The organism is Aquirufa sp. TARAVU-A1A, assembly GCF_054558675.1.
Map to the genome: position 1 here is coordinate 72,895 of NZ_JBPXKP010000008.1, position 19,535 is coordinate 92,429.

Here is a 19,535-nt window from a genome sequence, read left to right on the forward strand (position 1 = left end):
TCAGGTTAATTCTTGTTAATTAAATTGGCGTAAGAAACGAACGTCATTTTCCGTAAATAATCGAAGGTCTTTGATTTGATATTTAAGCATCGTAATCCGCTCAATTCCCATACCAAAGGCAAAGCCTGAATATTTCTTCGAATCAATCCCTACGTTTTCAAGGACATTGGGATCCACCATACCGGCTCCCCCAATTTCTACCCAACCTGCTTGTTTACAAACATTACAGCCATCGCCTTTGCAAAGCAAACACGTAATGTCCATCTCAGCGCTTGGCTCCGTAAAAGGGAAATACGATGGACGGAAACGAACTTTGGTATCCTTTCCAAACATCTCTTTCGCGAAATGGTATAAGCTATCTTTTAAGTCTTTGAAACTTACCTCTTCATCCACATAAAGACCTTCTACTTGATGAAACAAGCAGTGTGCACGCGCTGAGATAGCCTCATTACGAAAAACACGACCCGGCATAATCGAACGAATTGGCGGCTTTTGGTATTGCATCAAACGCACTTGGACGTTGGACGTATGCGTACGCAATAAGACATCATCTTGAATTTCACCCTTCCCTTTTTCAATGAAAAAAGTATCCTGCATTTCACGCGCCGGGTGATTTGGCGGAAAATTTAAGGCTGTAAAATTGTAAAAATCGGTTTCAATTTCAGGACCATCTGATACGGAAAAACCCATCCGATTGAAAATCTCCAAAATACGTGCACGAACAATCGTTAACGGGTGCATCGAACCGTGTTGGACCGGATCCGTTAAGGTCAAATCATCCGGAACTTGTACAGATGAATTACTATCTGCAAAGGCCTCTTGTGCCAAGGCAAACTTCCCTTCCGCCAATTGTTTCAAGGCATTCAAGGCTTGACCTACTTCCCGACGATTCTCTGCAGGTACATCTTTTAACCCATCAAACAATGCCGCCAATCGGCCTTTTCTTCCCACATATGCAATTCGAAATTGCTCTAATTCCGATTCATTGCTAATCAAAAATGATTCAACTTCCGCTTGAATCGCTTGTATCTGTTCGTTCATAAAAAATTATAATATTTTCATCCCCAAAGTCGCTTGCCACAAGGAAGCCTTTTGAGAAAAATTCACACCTTGAGGTAAAGGGATTGTCTTAGACAAATCCGTAAAATTACCTTCATATCGCACATCAAGCGTTAAGCCCAACAAATCAATTCCTGCACCCGCTGTGTATGAAAAGTATGCCTTTGTCGTAGCCGCCTGCAAGCTTCCTAAATTCGTACCTATGGCTTCTGCGATCGAATTATCTGCATTTAAACTATATGAAGCCACTGGCCCAGCCATTACGTGTAATGGACCCAAACGATAACCTATCAAAATAGGCACATCCAAACTCACATACTTGATATCCAACTGCAAACTTTGCGTAGAAAGTGACTTTAACACATTGATTGAGCCATTTTTATAAGATACCAATAACTCAGGTTCAATGTAAATTTTACGCCCCAAACGCATGTAGGCACCCGCCACATATCCCGTCTTAGCATTCAAATTTTCTACCACATAATTACCAAGGCCATTGTAAGTCAAACCCTCCGTTTTTAACGAAGCCATATTAACCCCTCCTTTAATCCCTAAACGAAAAAAATTACCCGTAATCTTTTTAGCGGGCATTAAAAATTGAGCCGAAACTTGGGTAGAAATACTACTCAAACTTCCCAAGAGTAGCAGAAAACAAAATTGCTTACGCATAGATTTTGACAGCTTTTAAAATGAAACAGTAAAATTATCCTTTTTCAACCGAAAAAAAAGAAAAAACCAACGAAAAGCGTATTTTTGGAGCTTAATAAAATGTACCTGTGGCTAAAGCTAAAACTTCCTTTTTCTGTCAATCTTGTGGGCATCAAGCGCCCAAATGGTTAGGCAAGTGTCCATCCTGCAAGGAGTGGAATACTTTTGTCGAAGAACTGGTAGAAGTAAGCAGCCATCCCGCAGAAGTTTGGAAGACTTCCACGCAAGCTCGGAGCAAACCCCAACCGAAATTATTACAAGACGTAGACTTCGAAAGCCTACCAAAAATCGCCTGCCATGACACCGAATTCAGTCGGGTCCTGGGTGGCGGAATCGTCCCTGGAAGCCTCGTTTTAATCGGCGGTGAACCAGGCATCGGGAAATCAACCTTGTTGTTGCAAGTTGCTTTATCATTAACGGAAACCAAAGTCCTTTATGTGACTGGTGAGGAATCCGAACAGCAGATCAAATTGCGCGCCGACCGGCTTGAAAAAAAATCAGATAGCTTATATATCCTGACGGAAACGAATACCCAGGCGATTTTCAAGCATTTAGTGGACCTTGAACCTGAGCTAATCATCGTCGATTCCATTCAGACACTTTTCTCGGATCAAATCGAATCCGGCCCAGGATCAGTTTCCCAGATTCGCGAATGCGCTTTGGAATTAATGCGTTTTGCCAAAGAATCGAATACCCCTATTTTTCTTGTTGGGCACATCACCAAAGAAGGATCTATCGCTGGACCAAAAGTCCTCGAACACTTGGTGGATACCGTATTGCAGTTTGAAGGTGACCGACACATGATCTACCGCATCCTACGCACGACAAAGAATCGTTTTGGAAGCACGTCAGAATTAGGCATATATGAGATGTTGGGCTCCGGCTTACGCGCCGTAACGAATCCATCTGAAATCTTATTATCCCAGCGGGACGAACCGGCTTCGGGCGTCGCGATCGGGACATTGATGGAAGGCAACCGCCCCCTATTGGTGGAAATTCAATCATTGGTTTCGACCACATCCTACGGAACTGCACAACGAACCGCCAATGGTTACGACGGAAAACGCTTAAATATGCTACTCGCTGTGATTGAAAAGCGTGGCGGATATAAACTGAGTTCGCAAGATGTATTCTTGAATATTACCGGTGGAATTCGCGTAGATGATCCCGCTTTGGATTTGGCAACCTGCCTTTCGGTCGTTTCCTCGTATGAGGACAAAATTATAGATTCCTCCAAATGCTTCGCGGCGGAGGTGGGCCTAGGTGGCGAATTACGTTCCGTAACGCGCATCGATCAACGCATCGCTGAAGCAGAAAAATTAGGATTCAAGGAAATTTGGATTTCAAAATACAATTTGAAAGGCTTGAATTACAAACCCAAAAGCATTCAGATTAAATCAGCAGCCAGCTTGATGGATGTCATCATGAACATTTGGCGCCAAAACTAGCCTCCGGATAGGTCACTTTCACGAGATGCAAACCATGGGCAGGCACCGCCCGACCGGCTTCTTGTCGGCTTTTCGAGGCTAATATACGTTGTAAATCGGCCGCGGTCCATTTCCCCATCCCGATTTCCATCAGCGTCCCAACAACCGCTCGGACCATCCCACGGAGGAAACGATTACCCTCGATCGTAAAGACTAAATGATCTCCTTGCTCCTCCCAAAAAGCACGCATAATGGTGCATTCAAAGGTATTTACTTCCGTTTTCACTTTGGAAAAACACTGGAAATCCGTGTGAGACAAGAGTAATTGGGCCGCTTCATTCATCGCCTTTAAATCCAAATCCGCCTCATACCAATAGGCAAAATCACGCAAAAATGGATCCTTATGCCGCGTGATTCGGTATTCATAGGTACGCGATGTCGCGTCAAAACGGGCATGAAAATCATCTGCCACCGCATAGATGGCTTGTGCTGTTAATGCCGGCGAAAGCATGCGATTCAAGCGGTAGATGAGATTATCATCGATAGAAACCGATGTATCAAAATGGGCGATTTGATGCGCGGCATGCACGCCGGTATCCGTCCGACCGCTTCCCGTGATCGCAACTGTTTCCCCCAATAAAAGACTTAATTTTTCCTCTAATTCCGCCTGCACGCTGTGTGCATTCGGTTGGATCTGATATCCATGAAACGAGCCGCCATCATAAGCGAATTGCAGTGCATAGCGGCTCATCTTGAATTATTTTGTTAAGGCAGTTTCTAAAGCCGTAAAATAAGAACCCGAAGCCTTCGCTAAGGAACTTACCACTTGGCCATCAACCACCATATCCGTACCTTTTACGGTACCTAATTGGGTCGACTTAACGCCTAAACCAGCTAAATGTGCTTCGAAAGCTGCTTGCTTCGCTGGAGCAACAGATACAATCACACGAGATTGTGCCTCACCAAACCACATCGCATCTTGACGAATACCTGCTACCGATTTTACATCGAAACCTAAACCACGTGGGAATGCAGATTCAGCTAACGTAACTAACACACCACCATCTGACACATCGTGTGCGGATTGGATTAATTTACCTTCGATTAAGCCTAAGATTCCTTTTTGAACCAATTGCTCAGTTGGCAAATCAAAATGCGGTGCTGGCGAAGCCTTCACCTTGCGGTATGAATATAAGAACTCAGACGAAGCGATGTCATTGACAGACTCTCCTACCAAGTAAACTAAATCTCCTTCAGCCTTGAAATCCAAGGTCATCTTGTTTTCAGGTTTCTCCAAGATACCCAACATACCGATTGTAGGCGTTGGGAATACCGGACCTTCATCCGATGATTGGTTGTAGAAACTCACGTTACCACCTGTTACCGGCGTTTCGAACGCCTCACAAGCCTTTTTCATGCCTTTGATCGCTCCTACGAATTGCCAGTAAACCTCTGGAACGTATGGATTACCAAAATTAAGGCAGTTGGTAATTGCCACAGGCGTACCACCCGAACAAACAATGTTACGAGCCGCCTCCGCAACCGCCATCGCACAACCTTCTTCTGGATCTGCGTTCACGTAGCGAGAATTACAATCTACCGTAATCACGATCGACTTGTCTGAACCATGTACTTTTACAACACCTGCATCCGATGGCGCATTCGTGTTGCGATTCGCCCGACCGATTGATGAATCATATTGTTCCGCCACCCACTTCTTCGAAGCGATGTTCGGGTGATTCATTAAGAAATCAAATGCCTTTGGCAATTCTGCCACTGGAATATCTTGTACTGAATTAATGTCAAATTTCTTAAACTCTTGGAAGTAAGCAGGCTCTTTGTATTCACGGTGATATACTGGTGCGCCTCCACCCAATACTAAATCATCCGCTGGAACATCAGCAACTAAAACGCCATCTTGATAGAATTCCAAACGTTTGGTATCTGTTACGGTACCAATTTGCTCACAATTCAAATCCCACTTATCGAAAATCTTCTTAGCCTCCGCTTCACGTCCATTTTCTACGACGATCAACATACGTTCTTGTGACTCAGATAATAAAATCTCAAAAGGCTTCATGTTTGCTTGCCGCGTTGGAACCTTCGAAAGATCGATGATCATTCCGTGCTCTCCTTTGGCAGACATTTCAGAAGTGGAACAGATAATACCTGCCGCACCCATGTCTTGAATACCAATCACACAACCCGCTTCAATGATTTCCAAAGACGCTTCTAGTAATAATTTCTCTTGGAAAGGATCCCCAACTTGAACCGCTGGTAATTTCTCTGTCGACTTTGCTGTAATATCCTCTGAAGCAAAACTTGCACCACCAATTCCGTCTTTTCCAGTCGCAGAACCTACGATAAATACCGGGTTACCTACACCATAAGAGATAGCTGAAGCTTGCGTTCCTACTTTTAATATACCTGCTGAAAAGGCATTGACCAAAGGATTTACGTTGTAGCAATCATCAAATTGCACCTCGCCACCCACTGTTGGGATACCAAAAGCATTTCCATAATCCCCAATTCCTTTCACAACACCTTTTACCAACCATTTCGTTTTGGCCAAATCGATGTTTCCAAAACGCAAGGAATTCAACTGAGCAATTGGCCGAGCACCCATCGTGAAAATATCACGGTTGATACCCCCTACCCCTGTTGCAGCACCTTGATAAGGTTCTAACGCGGACGGGTGATTGTGGGATTCAATTTTAAATGCGCAACCTAAACCATCACCTAAATCCACTAAACCTGCGTTTTCTTCGCCGGCTTTGGCTAACATACGCGGTGAATCTTTTGGTAAAGTCTTCAACCAAACAATGGAGTTTTTGTAACTGCAGTGTTCTGACCACATGACAGAGAAAATCGATAACTCCGTAAAATTCGGTTTACGACCTAAAATCTCCTGAATACGATCATATTCTTCAGGCAATAATCCCAATTTTTTGGCTGTTTCTACGGTTGGTAGGCTTTCGTTAGATTCCACGCTTATATGTTAATTAAGAAATGTTGTTGCATCGACGCAATAAGCCACAAAGGTAATAAATTTCGTTAAGAGAGCCGAGAAAAATGTCTGGTAAAAATCAAAAATGTAGGGAAGTGATGAACATTTATAACCCCAAAACCCTAGGCTAAAGCCTAGGGCTATAAAATAACCCCAGACTTCAGTCTGGGGACTAGACGCGAAGTATCGCGTCTCTACAGTCTAACGTCTAACGTCCAACGTCTAATTCTCATATCCCCCAATATTCCCGATCCTCCGGAACATCGACATCCCTAAACTTATCCGAGAAGTGTACAATTTCACAAAGCATGGGGTTTTGGCGCCAAAATTTACCCAATCCTTGATCTCCGCTCCAATGGGCAAACAAATGCCTCAATGCTGCCGGAATTAATACAGGTGGAGAATTAACTCCCTGGAATGAGGCTACGATGGCTCGATTCGGATTTGCCAACGAAGTCAAATTCCTCAGATGAGCATTTGTCAAAAATGGCAAATCACATAATAAAACCAATACATCGCGAGACATATCTACTGCTCTGAGTCCAGCCGCAAGCGTCTCCCCCATCCCTTTCTCCCATTCAATCACCTGAACATAAGATAAGTTGGGAAACTCTTTTTTCAAATTTTCCACAATTTGAACAGACTGAACCACCTCTGATCCCAGGCAAACCAACACATCTTGACACACAGAAAAAGCCAAGCGAATTGATCGCTCTAACAGACTTTGGCCTTGATAAACCAATAGTTGTTTCGCTTCTCCCAAGCGAGATGATGCCCCTGCGGCTAAAATTATGCCAACCATCTATATCGAACTTAAATCGAATGGAAGTGTACGCACACGTTTTCCCGTAGCTAAGAAAATGGCATTACATAAAGCTGGAGCAATAGGTGGCAAACCGGGTTCTCCTACCCCGCCTGGTTCATCCTGACTTGGCATTACATAAATGGTTGATGCCGGAATTTCACCTTGGCGTAAAACGGTATACTCATGAAAATTACTTTGATCAGTTTTTCCGTGTGTCCGTGTAATTTGATTACAAACCGCAGCGGATAAACCATATACAATATTACTTTCTACCTGCGCTTTAATATTATCTGGATTCAAAGGGAATCCACAATCAATTACAGAATAAACATGCTTAATCTTTACACCACCAGATTTTTGCTTTTCAACAACAATGGCATGCGCGACGATACTCGCAAACGAACGAGCAATGGCAATTCCGATGGAAACACCTTGCTTACGTTTGGTACGATAATCAGAGATTTCAGCTAATTTATTTAAAACCGCCACAAACTTAGGAGCATCGCGCAATAAGTGTAAACGTAAATCCAATGGATCTTTTTCTCCCTCGACTGCCAATTCATCCATGAAGGACTCTTGCGCAAATACGTTGGTTGACGCATATACAGAACGCCACCACAAAACAGGCATTTGAGGATCTATCCAATTAAATGAATTCCGACGAGCCGGAAAAGCATAAGGACTATCCTCTAAATTGATTCCCTCCCCCGCCCAAGGATCCGGATTATTACGCATGTCGGCCTTAAATACTGACGCCATGATCGATGCGCCATTCAAACGATGTTCAAAAGCCAACACATTTCCATCCTTATCCAATCCTCCTTGCATGGCTGATATCATGCCTGGTCGGTAAGGGCCTTGTTGGATATCATCTTCACGTGTCCAAATAACCTTCACTGGCGCATTCACCTGCTTGGATAAATGGGCCGCTTGCATCACGAAATCAAACACCGCTTTCCGACCAAAAGCCCCACCCATAAAGGTGACATTTATCTTGATATTTTCACGCTTGACACCCAAATAGGTAGCTAAATCATTGACCAATCCGTCGGGGCCTTGAATCGGTGCCCAAACTTCTACTTGGTCCCCTTGAACAAATACCGTTGCATTACATGGCTCCATAGGTGCATGCGACATGAAAGGCGTTTGATAGGTACCCTGAACTTTATAATCTGATAATTGTAAGGCCTTCGCAAAATCACCCACTTTGGCATCTTTATATTCATTGCCTTCATGTAATGCGGCAGCTTTGGCCTGATTAAAATATTGCTCTGTTGCCGTTTCGCCAAAGCCTAAAGCATTCCAAGAAACCTGAATGAGTTTCTTTGCTTTTAATGCCGACCAATATGATTCGCTGACAACGGCAATCGCTTCAGCTTTTCCTCTAAGTTTTTGGTCAAATCCATTCGATTCCGAATAAGGACCATGGAAAAACACACGTTCGGTTTTCAATACAAAACGAACGCCTTTAACAGCCATAGCTTTAGTCGCATCATAAGACTGCACCTTGCCATAGATCGTTGGCGAATGCACAATACTCGCATACAACATGCCAGGTAATTGTACATCCATACCAAAAATAGCTGTACCATCTACTTTCGCAGGAACATCCGGACGCATGGATGGTTTCCCCAACTGCGTAAACTCGGTAAATGATTTTAATTTCGGTTTTGTAGGTACCGGTAGATGTGACGCCTCTTCCACTAATTCGCCATAGGACAATTTAGCTTGAGAAAGCTTATTGATGACAAATCCATCCTTTGTAGAACAATCGTCCAAGGAAATTTTCCAACGATTTGCCGCGGCTTGCACAAGCATTTCACGTACCGTTGACCCAGCTGTACGCAAAGGAATCCAACGCGTACGAACAGAAGAAGAACCGCCAGATAGTTGTGAACCAAAACGATCGGAACCATCCGTCATTTGAATCTCTACTTGTTCCAAAGGAATATCTAATTCCTCGGCCAATAACATCGGAAGGATTTGGTAAGTCCCTTGTCCCATATCCGGACGCGGATTAAATAAGGTTACTTTTCCTGCCTCATTAATATTGATATACGGGTTAATCTGAACCCCAGTTGTACTTACCTTTTTTAATAACTTTCCTTTGCTGTCGGAAGAAAAGCCTAATGCCAAAACGAAAGCAGATGTCGTGCTAATGCGTAAAAAATCACGACGTGAAGATGATGTTTTCATGTTTATGATTTTTTAGTGTTTTGAATTTTCTTGGCTGCTGAATGAATCGCTTGACGCATCCGAGTGTAGGTACCGCAACGACAAATATTTCCCGCCATGGCTGTATCGATATCCTCATCACTTGGATTCGGATTTGAAGCCAATAAAGCAGAGGCAGCTAAGATTTGACCTGATTGGCAATAGCCACATTGAGGAACTTGCGCTTCCACCCACGCTTCTTGCACAGGATGGGTAGCCTTTTCCGACAAACCTTCAATGGTCGTAATTTTATCAGTTGGCTTTAACGTAGACACCGGAGTCGAACAAGAACGAATGGGTGAACCATTCAATAAGACGGTACAAGCCCCACATAATCCCATCCCACATCCAAATTTTGTACCGGTATATCCGATGACATCACGAATGACCCAAAGTAAAGGTGTATCAGAATCGACATCGACGCGATGCTTTTTCTTATTAACAGTTAACTGATAAATCGACATATGAATAAGTTTATACAGCTAAATTTACAATAAACATTCTATTTTTGTTGTATGCTTCTACCCGAAGAAATAAAATTCATTCAGGAACATCTACAACAAGACGCGAGTCGTATCGCTTTGTCGGCAAAAAAATATCCCGAATTGGATATCAAAAAACTGGCAGGCCAAATACAGGCTCGACAAAAATTAGCCGAAAAATTACCCGTTTGGACCACTAATCTTGCCATCTGTTTCCCCCAACAAATATCATTGGAACAGGCATCCTCTGAGGCTACTGCCCTTTTCAAGGCAAGGCTTGTTCAAGGGAATTTGATTGACATTACAGGAGGCATGGGTGTGGACACTTGGGCATTTGCTCAAACATGTAAACATGTTACCTATGTGGAGCAACAAGCTGAACTTGCGGAACATACACGATACAACCACCAAGTTTTATGCTTGCAAAATGTCACGCATATTCAAGGGAATGGGTTAGATCATTTGGAGCAAGATTTTGATTGGATCTATGTGGACCCCGCTCGAAGGGATTCGCAAGGAAATAAAGTCATCTTGTTTAAAGATTGCCAACCGAATGTATTAGACCTGCTCGATAAGGCTTCAAATACTTGCAAGATTTTAATTAAAACAAGTCCTGTTTTGGACATCAGCAGGGCGATACAGGAATTAGGAGGTGTAGAAAAGGTGTATGTAGTTGCATACCAACAAGAAGTCAAGGAGTTGTTATTTATCAAGTCGGGACAATCCAGTTTAGATCCTGACATTGAAATCGTTGAATTAGCTAATTCACCTGAATCGTTTTTCAGTGGCAAGCTTTCTGAAGAACGCGAAGCAAACTTGCGCATTGAAAAAGTGGGGGCTTATGTTTATGAGGCACATCCCGCGCTCTTAAAAGCTGGTTTTTTCAAATTAGTACAAGGGGGAGAAATTTGGCAATTAGGTAAGCATACGCATTTATATAGTTCAGATGCTTATCAGTCGGCGTTCCCAGGAAAAAAATTTGAACGAATTGCGACAGGGCCCGTGCAACCCAATTGGTTGAAAGCGCATCTTCCCGACTTTCGTGCCAATATTAGCACAAAGAATTTTCCTTTAAAGGCAGATGCACTCAGGACTAAACTAAAATTAAAAGATGGAGGCGAATTCACTCTATTTGCCATCCAAAACAGTGAAGAAAAAAATGAGTTAATCTTGTGCAAAAAGTGTCCTTAAAGATATACCTTTGCTCATTACATTCCATAAAATCAACGTTCCATGAAAAGATTCATTCTAGCAAGCGTCCTAATTTTTTCAAGCATTTCCCTTTTTGGTCAAGTATTCACGGGTATGGACGAAATTGAAAGAGCTAAAAAAGAAGGATTCTATACCTACATCAATTCAGAAGAAAAATATGTGATTGAATCGTGGAAGAACTATTTGAAAAAGTTTGGTAAGGTAGAAGCCGGTCGAGGCGGTGCGATAAATGTTTATCAAGCGAAGATTTCCGATATTTCAAAGGATGGATTAACCTTGTTATCGAAGACTAGCGAAGAGAAAAACAAGACCAAACTATTTGTTTCTATATCTACAGGACCTGACACCTACATTCAAAATGGGCATGAAAAATACCGCGATGCGAGTGATTGGTTGGAAGAATTTGTCAAAATCATCAATTTAGAAGAAGATGTTCGTACGCAAGAAAAGGCCTTAAACGACTTAATTGCTACAAAAACAAAGCAACAAAAAGCTGCTGAGCGGATGATCCGCGAATTGGATTCCAACAAACGCCAAACAGAATTATTGACAAAGCGTCTAGAGGAAACTAAAATAGAGAAAGAGAAAATTCTTGCGAATCAAGAACAAAATAAACTGGATCAAAAAGCAAATGAAGAAGCGATTATCCAGCAAATGCAAAAATTTGAAGCAGCAAAGAAAAAAGTAAACTAACACGATGAAAAAAATTCGTCTAATTCTTTTCATGTTGGCAGCTCCCCTATTGTTCGGCAATTTTGGGATGGTTGAATATGCCGTATTGCATCCTAAAACAAAAACCATACAAACAGATTCACTTGCACGGAAACAAAAACAGGTTAATCTGTACGCACAGGAATCGGCAACTACGCAAGTTAAATCAGAAGAAGAAAAATCTACTAATTCGCCATGGGGTGCATATTTGATTATGGGTATGAAGGCCATTGGCGGATTCTTACTTAAGATTTTGGCACACTTTTAATGCCGAACTTCCAAATCACTTGTCGGGTCCCTGCCTCCTTACCTTATGTCTGGAGCCAATTTGACCAACATTTATTAGGCAAACTTTCGCCTCCATTTCCGATCGCTCGAATTATTCAATTTGATGGCTGTCAGGTAAATGATGAAGTATGCATTGAATTAGACTTTCTTATTTACAAAACGCGTTGGCATTCCCGAATTACGGCATTTCAAGCAGATGCAACTTCGTATGTTTTTGTTGATGAAGGTACTCGTGTACCCTTTGGCATGAAGACTTGGCGACATGAACATCGAATCGAGTCGATTTCAGCAAAAGAAAGTGCTATCATTGACAAAATTCAATTTCAAACAAATTACAAACTTTTAGATTGGCTATTATTTCCTTTAATTTGGGGAATGATTGTATATCGATTACCTCTTTATAAAAAGTACCTACATCAACCTCAATAACATGAAACTAAGTTTAACGCAAAAAATCATCATTGGATTTGTCTTAGGACTCGCTCTAGGTGAATATTTATTCATCACCCTTACCCCAGAAGTGAGCCATGATATTGCGAGTAAAGTTCAAGTGATCTCCAAGATCTTTTTGCGCTTAATCAAAATGATTGTAGGCCCATTGGTCTTTTGTACCTTGGTCGTAGGTATTGCCAAATTAGGCGATTTCAAGGCCGTGGGACGTATCGGTATCAAAACCATTGGGTATTTCTATTTTGCTACAATTCTTTCGCTTGTGACTGGATTGGTCGTGGTGAATGTAACGAAACCTGGAAGTTTACAATCATGGCCTAAACCAAGCGCAGGGACCGAAACGGGAATTGATGCAAGTAAAGCAAAGAGTTTAGAAGATTTCATCTTACACATCTTTCCCGACAGTTTCTTTAAAGCATTAGCTGAAAATGAAATTCTACAGATTGTGATCTTCTCGCTATTCTTTGGGGTTGCCTTGGGATCCATTGGTGAAACAGGTAAACGCCTAATCCATGTCATTGAAAACTTGGCAGAGGTGGTTTTCAAAATGGTGAATTATGTGATGGAAGTGGCACCTTATGCGGTATTTGCTGCCATGACAACCGTTGTAGCTAATAAAGGATTGAGTATACTTATCAGTTATGGTTACTTAATGATTTGTTTCATGGGCGGCCTTTTGTTCTTTACAACGGTCATCCTGTGGATAATCGCTGCCGTGAACGGAATCAATTATTGGAAGTTAATGAAGGAATTAAAAGAGGCCCTATTGATCTCTTTTTCTACCGCAAGTTCGGAAGCTTCATTTCCTCAGACCATCGCAGCTTTAGAGAAATTTGGTTGTAGTCGTCGGATTGTAGGATTTGTTTTACCGCTAGGTTACAGCTTCAACCTGGATGGTTCGATGTTGTACATGACATTCGCGACGGGATTCATCGCGCAAGCCTATGGCGTCCATTTAAGCTTGGAGCAGCAAATCACCATGTTATTAACCTTGATGATTACGTCCAAAGGTATCGCTGGGGTTCCACGTGCATCCCTTGTTATCATTGCAGGGACCTTAACCATGTTCAATCTACCTGCTGAAGGCATCGCCTTATTATTGGGTGTGGATCCTTTCTTAGATATGGGTAGAACAGTGACTTCAGTCGCTGGAAATGGAGTAGCGACTTGTGTGGTTTCGAAGTGGGAAGGAGAATTTACGCCTACTACTTAATTTCAAACGTCATTTGAACCGCTTTGCGGGCTGGAAAAATGGATGCGATGAAGGTGATGATGATGACGGCAACGGCTGTCCAAACAAAATCCATCGCATGCAATTGAATCGGGTAGGCATCAATTAACGCATTCGGAATTCCTAAAGGAACTATCCCAAATTGTTGCTGAGCCCATGCCAGTGCGAATCCAAACAACATCCCTACGATAGCTCCAGAAAAGCTGATAATCAAGCCCAGAAAAAGAAAGCTTTTAAGTAATTGATTCGGTGTGATTCCCATGGCCATGAGCGAGCGAAGATCTTTTCGCTTTTCGATCACCAATAATGAAAGCGAATAGAAAAGGGTAAAAGAAGCAATTCCCATGACAAAAGCCATGATTAGAAATACGAATAGTTTCTCGATTTTGATGGCTTTCAAGAGCAATTCATGCTGCTCATCACGCGTTTGAACTGTGTAATCTTTACCCAATATTTCACTCAGTCTTGCTTTTACTTGAATATCATCAACATTTTCAGCTAACATGATTTCATAAGCAGAGCGACTTCCTGGTGAACCTACAAGTGATTCCATCCAGGCCAAAGGAACGATTACCGTTTGGTTATCAAAATTCTGTTCCACTTCCAGCACAGCGGACGGAAAAAAGGTCTGACTACGGATCGTATTTTCGCTAATTGCAAAGCGACGCAGGCGATCATGATCCGGATACCAAGCTTGAATCGGTTCCACCGTATTCTCAAAGCTCATCCCCATATTCAAGAACACCCCAATGCCCACGAGTGCGAAAGCCTGGGTAGAATCGCCAATAAAATACTCCCCTTCCACTACTTGCCTTTTAAGACGATTGGCAGCAAGAAATGAGGAATCTACCCCTTTGAAACGGACAACCAATTGTTTTTGATCAAAGCGAATGAGACCTTGATCTTCTAACACAGGATTAATGTAAGCGATGCCCGGGACAGCACGTATAGACGCAACTTGGGAGTCGTTCAATTGTAACCGTTGATGTTCAGCAGATAAAATGCGTAAATCAGGGTCAAAGGTTTTGAAGAGTCCCTTTTGAAAATCCTCTAAACCATTGAAAACGGATAAAATTAGAATAAGTGCCATCACTTCGACTCCCACACTGATCATGGAAATTCGAGAAATGAGGGAGATAAAACTCGCCTTACTTTTTGAAAAAAAATACCTTTTTGCAATAAATAAGGATAGATTCACGGGAAAGCGAATTATAATTCTTCAGATGGAATTCCGTCCGATGGCGGAATAACTAAGCCCTCGAACAAAGCTTCGATTTTAGCAGCATAGGCGGCCGTATCATCCAAATAGAACCCTAAATGTGGAATAATACGTGCTTGTTTCCGGATCCGATTGGCCAAGGCATTTCGAATAGCTTTGTTCTTCTCGGATAAGGCATACATGATTTGATTGACGTTGTCGGCCAACAAGAAACTCAAGTAAACACGAGCAACTGACAAATCTGGACTCACTTTTACATCCGTCACCGTGACCATCGCGTTGCCGAACAGCTCTCTAAATTCTTTTTGAAAGATATCACTTAAATCCTTTTGGATTTGTCTCCCAAACTTTTGTTGACGTTTACTTTCCATATTTGCTCCGATGCTTTTCTACTCAAAAATCTCACAAATTTCACAATAATAATTGGAATCACCGTAATTTAGCGAATTCAAAATTCAATTATGTTCCAATTTCTACGTTCTAACGCATCTATTCCACTAATAATCATGTTGGTGATCTGGGGATTGGCTACATTTCTCTTTGTGCAGGCGGACATTGAACCTTTTTATTGGGAATTAAAGAACCATTTGATCGGGCAAAAACTGAATGAAGGCTTTCGGATGTATCAAGATATTCGGGATAATTCAGGGCCTTTTGCGGTAGGTTTCTTTCAACTGCTTGATGTCCTATCGATTCCACTTTCGATGAATGCATATTGGGCAACAGGATTAATTATTTTTCAAGCTTTTATTTTCCAGCGTACGATACAACGCTTTGAATTAATGCCTCCGATGGGCTATTTACCATTTTTCATCTATGCCGTATTTTTCCATTTCTCTTTGGAATTCATCATACCCTCGGCAGCTCTTCTAGGTTTGACATTTTTGATGTTGGCCTGGCAAGAAATCGTCAAGCAGCAAAGTACCTTAAATGTAGATGACCGTGTTTTCTTGATTGGACTTTTCATTGGCGCTGCGGGATTATGTTACCCGAGCTACTTTCTATTTATCTTTTGGGGGATTTTAAGTTTGGTATTTTACTCAGGGATCAATATCCGCCAAATGCTTTTGGTGCTCGTTGGTTTCCTGATCATCAATATCATAACTGGCTTAGTTTCCACATACCATGGCAATTTCCCCTATTTGATTCAAGTATTTCAGGACTCAGCTATTCAATTTCATGCACCTGCTTGGGAACAAGTAAAAGAAATGGCTTGGGCGTATATTCCTGCCTTAGGCTTTGCCATATTTGGCTTTTGGAAGGTAGTCGAGAATCCTAAGATTAAATCCACAGGCCAAAAAGCTCAACAAACTAATTTGATTTGGATCTTCACAGGCTTCATCGTGATTTTCACTTTGCCAGCTACCTCGAGTAATAATGTACTTTTCTTCCTACCAGCATTAGCCTATTTCAGTTTGAATAGTTTTTTCTTGTTGAAGAAATATTGGGTTCGAGAATTGATGCTTTGGCTTATGTTGGGATTGACATACATCTCCCTTCAATGGGATTGGAAGCTTCAAGAAAATAAACGTATTAAAGCTTCTGAGATTTCAATTCGCAATGAAAAACTGATGGTATTAGGACCCCAAATCGAGGCCTATCGCTACAATCAAATGGCTGGTCCATTTGTCAATTGGGAATTATCCAAATCCATTTTTGATGAATTAGATCAATTTAAAACAATCGTATTGTTGGATCAATACATGACGCAAGATCCTCCTAACTACATCTATGATCCTTCCGGAAAATTTAAGCGCGTGCAAATCTACCTCCCCTACCTACAATCAAGGTATCAGGAAATGAATAATCACCTATATAAACGCGTAAATTAGCAACAAGCAATTTTACCTACACGCCCTGCGTGCCGACCACCTTCAAAAGGCGTATCGATAAATGCTTGCAAACAAGCTTTAGCTTCTTCCAAGGAAATAAAACGAACAGGTAAACAAAGTACATTCGCATCGTTGTGCTGACGAACTAATTGGGCTACTTCCACATTCCAAGCCAATCCCGCACGAATACCTTGGTGTTTATTGGCCGTAATCGCCACCCCATTCGCACTGCCACAAAGCAATAGACCGAAAGTTGATTCGCCCTTTTCCACAGACTCCGCAACCGGATGTGCAAAATCAGGATAATCCACAGAATCAGCGGAATAGGTACCGCAGTCTTTTACCGAAATTCCTTGGGCTTTTAAAAAATCAATTAATTGATCTTTGTAATCGAATCCTGCGTGATCGCCACCTACGGCGAATGATTTTGCTAAGCTCATAAAAAAAGGCGTAAATAATTTTAACAAAGGTAAGCTGATATCCCTTACATTTGCCAATGTTCAAACAGATAAATTATGACCGATCAATGGAGAGAAGATGAAGACCGAATTAAGAAGGTTTTCGGTGACAAAACCTGGGCTCAAATAAAATCAGAAGAGTCTTGGCGAATTTTTAAAATCATGAGTGAATTCGTCGAGGGAATCGACAAACTATCTAAAATAGGCCCTTGTGTAAGTATTTTCGGTTCAGCACGAACCAAACCCGAGGACAAATATTATCAAATAGCGGAACAAATTGCAGCGAAACTTGTCCGTCATGGCTATGGAGTCATCACAGGTGGTGGACCCGGAATCATGGAAGCAGGTAATAAAGGGGCGAAAAGTGAACGGGGACGTTCCGTAGGATTGAATATTGAACTTCCTTTTGAGCAAACGCCTAACCCTTATATTGACCACGACAAGAATATCAATTTTGATTTCTTTTTCGTTCGAAAAGTGATGTTTGTGAAGTATTCGCAAGGATTCATCATCATGCCGGGGGGCTTTGGCACTTTGGATGAAATGTTCGAATCGTTGACACTTATTCAAACGCACAAAATTGGTCGTTTCCCCGTAGTTCTCGTAGGTACTGAATACTGGACAGGCTTATTTGAATGGATGAAAACGACGATGGTCCAACATGGTAATATTCATGAAGAGGATTTAGAGTACTTCTCCATCGTAGATACACCAACGGATGCTGTCCGAATCATCGATGAATTCTACGCGAAATACTTATTAAAACCCAATTTTTAGGCCTTCGCAAAAAAGGCTTTCAGTTCATGTAGCGGTAAGGCATTTAGGGTTAAGGCTTTCAATAAGCCGCCCTTTCTGCCAACCCGAACGCCGTATTCCATGTCCTTCAGTCCTTCGATTTTATGTGCATCCGGATTGATAGAAACGAAGACACCTTTATCCATCGCCTCATAAATATGGCGCCAATCCAAATCCAAACGATAAGGGCTTGCATTCAATTCAATACTTACGCCGTTAGCTTTGCAGGCATCTAAAATCTTGCTTGCATCAATCGGATACCCATTTCTTGTTAATAACAAACGGCCTGTTGGGTGACCTAAGATACTCGTATAGGGATTCTCAATAGCTTTGATCAATCGGCCCATGGCGCGTTCTTGATCCATCACCAATTGGGCATGTACCGAAGCAACAACATAATCAAAGGTTGCCAAAATTCGGTCATTATAATCCAAGCTTCCATCGGGCAAGATATCAGCTTCGATTCCCTTTAAGATCTGAAAATCAGTCCATTGTTGATTCAAGGCATCGATTTCGGCATGTTGGCGGATGATATCTTCTTCCTTCAATCCTCCCGCATAAGCCGCATACTGCGAGTGGTCTGCAATGCCAAAATAGGTCAGACCTAAGTCCCGACAAGCCTCTGCCATTTCCAATAGCGTATTCTTGCCATCGGAATAGGTTGAGTGATTATGCAAACAACCCGTTAAATCAGCTAATTCAATTAAATCCGCATTTTGGTGTTTGGTAGCCCATTCGAATTCCTTGAATCCTTCGCGCATCTCCGGAACGATAAAAGGAAGGTTTTGAGAAGCATAAATCGATTCGACTGATTGAATGTTTTTCTGTTGGAAAAAATTCACCTGTGCCAAATGCTCCGGATTCGAACCTAATTGAAATTGTAAACTACCTAATTGAGTTGCATCCGCAAAATGAATCTCAATGGGAATCAAATGCCCATCCATATGTCCGCGCCAGGTAAACGGCGAGGATTGCTGAAAATCCGTTTGCATACCCGCTATCCCCTCGATCAATCCCTGCGCACCGAACATGTCGGCAGTTTCCGCGATAAATACAAGGCTCGAAATCACTTCGCAATTTCGGCTCAATTCACCTGAAACTGAAATTTGAGGAAATAGTGGCTCCAACAAACTTAAGAGGTGTTGGCTTAATTTACCCGCCTTATCCAGACGTAATTTGCGGCTATTTTCTTTGAGAAATAAAATATAGGTTTTGACATTTTCTTGAATCGCTTTGCCAAATCCTTTAAGTTGTTCAAGCTGATTGGCATGACAGGCCGCCAACAAATCATCTAATTCTGTTATCCCCAATTCGCGCCAGATTACTCCGACTTTTTTAGGACCTAAACCTTTAATTTTTAATATGTCTAGAATCCCCGGAGGTGTTTGCTCAATCATGGCATCCATGTCGGCGCAAGTTCCTGTTTGTGCAATATCTTGTACAATTTGAACAACGACTTTCCCTACCCCAGGAATGGCATACAGCGCATCTTGATCACAATTCGCAATCCGGCCAGCAAATTTATCTAAACCTCGTGCCGCAAAGCTGAGGTTTTTGCTTTTAAACTCGTTGATCCCATGCACATCCCATAATTTAACTAAGAGCTCGAGGGCGTCTACAATTTGTTCGTTCTCCAT

General features: G+C 42.0%; 19 protein-coding genes. 8 read left to right on the top strand and 11 right to left on the bottom strand.

Going from position 1 to position 19,535, the window contains the following annotated elements; translation table 11 throughout:
- Window positions 1-15: 15 nt before the first annotated feature.
- Together pheS and V7S75_RS11140 are read right to left on the bottom strand one after the other, a co-directional pair.
- Entirely contained in the window at window positions 16-1,041 is a 1,026-nt protein-coding gene (gene pheS, locus V7S75_RS11135; protein ID WP_459513923.1) for a phenylalanine--tRNA ligase subunit alpha, read from the bottom strand.
- 6 nt (window positions 1,042-1,047) lie between these two features.
- Complete coding sequence (locus tag V7S75_RS11140) at window positions 1,048-1,728, bottom strand: porin family protein (RefSeq protein ID WP_459513924.1); 681 nt, start codon at window positions 1,726-1,728, stop codon at window positions 1,048-1,050.
- Between the two features lie 107 nt (window positions 1,729-1,835).
- Here V7S75_RS11140 and radA point away from each other — a divergent pair, with 107 nt between their 5' ends.
- On the top strand, window positions 1,836-3,215 hold the full coding sequence (gene radA, locus V7S75_RS11145) for a DNA repair protein RadA (protein ID WP_459513926.1): 1,380 nt from the start codon (window positions 1,836-1,838) through the stop codon (window positions 3,213-3,215).
- On the opposite strand, the gene truA is transcribed toward radA, so the two are convergent.
- The 5 genes from truA to V7S75_RS11170 all read right to left on the bottom strand — a co-directional run bounded on the left by truA (window position 3,190) and on the right by V7S75_RS11170 (window position 9,684).
- Window positions 3,190-3,945, bottom strand: coding sequence for a tRNA pseudouridine(38-40) synthase TruA (gene truA, locus V7S75_RS11150; RefSeq protein WP_459513927.1), 756 nt, complete (start codon window positions 3,943-3,945; stop codon window positions 3,190-3,192). The two genes, radA and truA, sit on opposite strands and share 26 nt — an antisense overlap.
- 6 nt (window positions 3,946-3,951) lie before the next feature.
- Entirely contained in the window at window positions 3,952-6,183 is a 2,232-nt protein-coding gene (gene purL, locus V7S75_RS11155; protein WP_459513929.1) for a phosphoribosylformylglycinamidine synthase subunit PurL, read from the bottom strand.
- A 247-nt stretch (window positions 6,184-6,430) separates the two neighbouring features.
- Window positions 6,431-7,003 carry a nucleotidyltransferase family protein gene (locus tag V7S75_RS11160; RefSeq protein ID WP_459513931.1) on the bottom strand — a complete coding sequence of 191 codons (573 nt, stop codon included), beginning with the start codon at window positions 7,001-7,003 and terminating at the stop codon, window positions 6,431-6,433.
- On the bottom strand, window positions 7,004-9,202 hold the full coding sequence (locus V7S75_RS11165; protein ID WP_459513932.1) for a xanthine dehydrogenase family protein molybdopterin-binding subunit: 2,199 nt from the start codon (window positions 9,200-9,202) through the stop codon (window positions 7,004-7,006).
- A gap of 2 nt (window positions 9,203-9,204) precedes the next feature.
- Window positions 9,205-9,684: a (2Fe-2S)-binding protein gene (locus V7S75_RS11170; protein WP_459513934.1), complete on the bottom strand. Its 480-nt coding sequence runs from the start codon at window positions 9,682-9,684 to the stop codon at window positions 9,205-9,207.
- Between the two features lie 51 nt (window positions 9,685-9,735).
- On the opposite strand from V7S75_RS11170, the gene V7S75_RS11175 reads away from it, so the two are divergent.
- Genes V7S75_RS11175 through V7S75_RS11195 form a run of 5 tightly spaced genes read left to right on the top strand, consistent with a single transcriptional unit; the run spans window position 9,736 to window position 13,576 of the window.
- Window positions 9,736-10,893, top strand: a complete 1,158-nt coding sequence (locus V7S75_RS11175) for a class I SAM-dependent methyltransferase (RefSeq protein ID WP_459513936.1) — start codon at window positions 9,736-9,738, stop codon at window positions 10,891-10,893.
- A gap of 42 nt (window positions 10,894-10,935) precedes the next feature.
- Entirely contained in the window at window positions 10,936-11,607 is a 672-nt protein-coding gene (locus V7S75_RS11180; RefSeq protein ID WP_459513938.1) for a hypothetical protein, read from the top strand.
- Between the two features lie 4 nt (window positions 11,608-11,611).
- Window positions 11,612-11,893: a hypothetical protein gene (locus V7S75_RS11185; protein ID WP_459513940.1), complete on the top strand. Its 282-nt coding sequence runs from the start codon at window positions 11,612-11,614 to the stop codon at window positions 11,891-11,893.
- A complete protein-coding gene (locus V7S75_RS11190) occupies window positions 11,893-12,342 on the top strand; it encodes an SRPBCC family protein (protein ID WP_459513942.1) in 450 nt (149 codons plus the stop codon). The genes V7S75_RS11185 and V7S75_RS11190 overlap by 1 nt, the downstream gene beginning before the upstream one ends.
- Before the next feature lies 1 nt (window position 12,343).
- Complete coding sequence (locus V7S75_RS11195; protein ID WP_459513943.1) at window positions 12,344-13,576, top strand: dicarboxylate/amino acid:cation symporter; 1,233 nt, start codon at window positions 12,344-12,346, stop codon at window positions 13,574-13,576.
- Here V7S75_RS11195 and V7S75_RS11200 read toward each other — a convergent pair.
- Both V7S75_RS11200 and rbfA read right to left on the bottom strand, forming a co-directional pair.
- Window positions 13,569-14,708 carry an ABC transporter permease gene (locus tag V7S75_RS11200; RefSeq protein ID WP_459513944.1) on the bottom strand — a complete coding sequence of 380 codons (1,140 nt, stop codon included), beginning with the start codon at window positions 14,706-14,708 and terminating at the stop codon, window positions 13,569-13,571. The genes V7S75_RS11195 and V7S75_RS11200 overlap by 8 nt on opposite strands.
- A 95-nt stretch (window positions 14,709-14,803) precedes the next feature.
- Entirely contained in the window at window positions 14,804-15,184 is a 381-nt protein-coding gene (rbfA, locus tag V7S75_RS11205) for a 30S ribosome-binding factor RbfA (RefSeq protein WP_459513946.1), read from the bottom strand.
- Window positions 15,185-15,274: 90 nt separating this feature from the next.
- On the opposite strand from rbfA, the gene V7S75_RS11210 reads away from it, so the two are divergent.
- Entirely contained in the window at window positions 15,275-16,645 is a 1,371-nt protein-coding gene (locus V7S75_RS11210; protein ID WP_459513948.1) for a DUF6427 family protein, read from the top strand.
- Here the strand turns inward: V7S75_RS11210 and rpiB are convergent.
- Entirely contained in the window at window positions 16,642-17,085 is a 444-nt protein-coding gene (rpiB, locus tag V7S75_RS11215; RefSeq protein ID WP_459513950.1) for a ribose 5-phosphate isomerase B, read from the bottom strand. The genes V7S75_RS11210 and rpiB overlap by 4 nt on opposite strands.
- A 75-nt stretch (window positions 17,086-17,160) precedes the next feature.
- Between rpiB and V7S75_RS11220 the strand changes: the two genes are divergently transcribed.
- Entirely contained in the window at window positions 17,161-17,880 is a 720-nt protein-coding gene (locus V7S75_RS11220) for an LOG family protein (protein WP_459513952.1), read from the top strand.
- Here V7S75_RS11220 and V7S75_RS11225 read toward each other — a convergent pair.
- The gene (locus tag V7S75_RS11225; RefSeq protein ID WP_459513953.1) at window positions 17,877-19,535 is read right to left on the bottom strand and encodes a PHP domain-containing protein; all 1,659 of its coding nucleotides are present in this window, start codon (window positions 19,533-19,535) and stop codon (window positions 17,877-17,879) included. The genes V7S75_RS11220 and V7S75_RS11225 overlap by 4 nt on opposite strands.

Excerpts from the sequence above, each read along its gene's own strand:
- V7S75_RS11165 (WP_459513932.1), bottom strand. The coding sequence starts at position 9,202 with ATGAAAACATCATCTTCACGTCGTGATTTTTTACGCATTAGCACGACA.
- V7S75_RS11195 (WP_459513943.1), top strand. The coding sequence starts at position 12,344 with ATGAAACTAAGTTTAACGCAAAAAATCATCATTGGATTTGTCTTAGGA.
- V7S75_RS11220 (WP_459513952.1), top strand. The coding sequence starts at position 17,161 with ATGACCGATCAATGGAGAGAAGATGAAGACCGAATTAAGAAGGTTTTC.
- V7S75_RS11175 (WP_459513936.1), top strand. The coding sequence starts at position 9,736 with ATGCTTCTACCCGAAGAAATAAAATTCATTCAGGAACATCTACAACAA.
- V7S75_RS11225 (WP_459513953.1), bottom strand. The coding sequence starts at position 19,535 with ATGGAGAACGAACAAATTGTAGACGCCCTCGAGCTCTTAGTTAAATTA.
- V7S75_RS11140 (WP_459513924.1), bottom strand. The coding sequence starts at position 1,728 with ATGCGTAAGCAATTTTGTTTTCTGCTACTCTTGGGAAGTTTGAGTAGT.
- V7S75_RS11190 (WP_459513942.1), top strand. The coding sequence starts at position 11,893 with ATGCCGAACTTCCAAATCACTTGTCGGGTCCCTGCCTCCTTACCTTAT.
- V7S75_RS11210 (WP_459513948.1), top strand. The coding sequence starts at position 15,275 with ATGTTCCAATTTCTACGTTCTAACGCATCTATTCCACTAATAATCATG.
- V7S75_RS11160 (WP_459513931.1), bottom strand. The coding sequence starts at position 7,003 with ATGGTTGGCATAATTTTAGCCGCAGGGGCATCATCTCGCTTGGGAGAA.
- V7S75_RS11180 (WP_459513938.1), top strand. The coding sequence starts at position 10,936 with ATGAAAAGATTCATTCTAGCAAGCGTCCTAATTTTTTCAAGCATTTCC.
- V7S75_RS11170 (WP_459513934.1), bottom strand. The coding sequence starts at position 9,684 with ATGTCGATTTATCAGTTAACTGTTAATAAGAAAAAGCATCGCGTCGAT.
- V7S75_RS11200 (WP_459513944.1), bottom strand. The coding sequence starts at position 14,708 with ATGATCAGTGTGGGAGTCGAAGTGATGGCACTTATTCTAATTTTATCC.
- rpiB (WP_459513950.1), bottom strand. The coding sequence starts at position 17,085 with ATGAGCTTAGCAAAATCATTCGCCGTAGGTGGCGATCACGCAGGATTC.
- truA (WP_459513927.1), bottom strand. The coding sequence starts at position 3,945 with ATGAGCCGCTATGCACTGCAATTCGCTTATGATGGCGGCTCGTTTCAT.
- rbfA (WP_459513946.1), bottom strand. The coding sequence starts at position 15,184 with ATGGAAAGTAAACGTCAACAAAAGTTTGGGAGACAAATCCAAAAGGAT.
- pheS (WP_459513923.1), bottom strand. The coding sequence starts at position 1,041 with ATGAACGAACAGATACAAGCGATTCAAGCGGAAGTTGAATCATTTTTG.
- V7S75_RS11185 (WP_459513940.1), top strand. The coding sequence starts at position 11,612 with ATGAAAAAAATTCGTCTAATTCTTTTCATGTTGGCAGCTCCCCTATTG.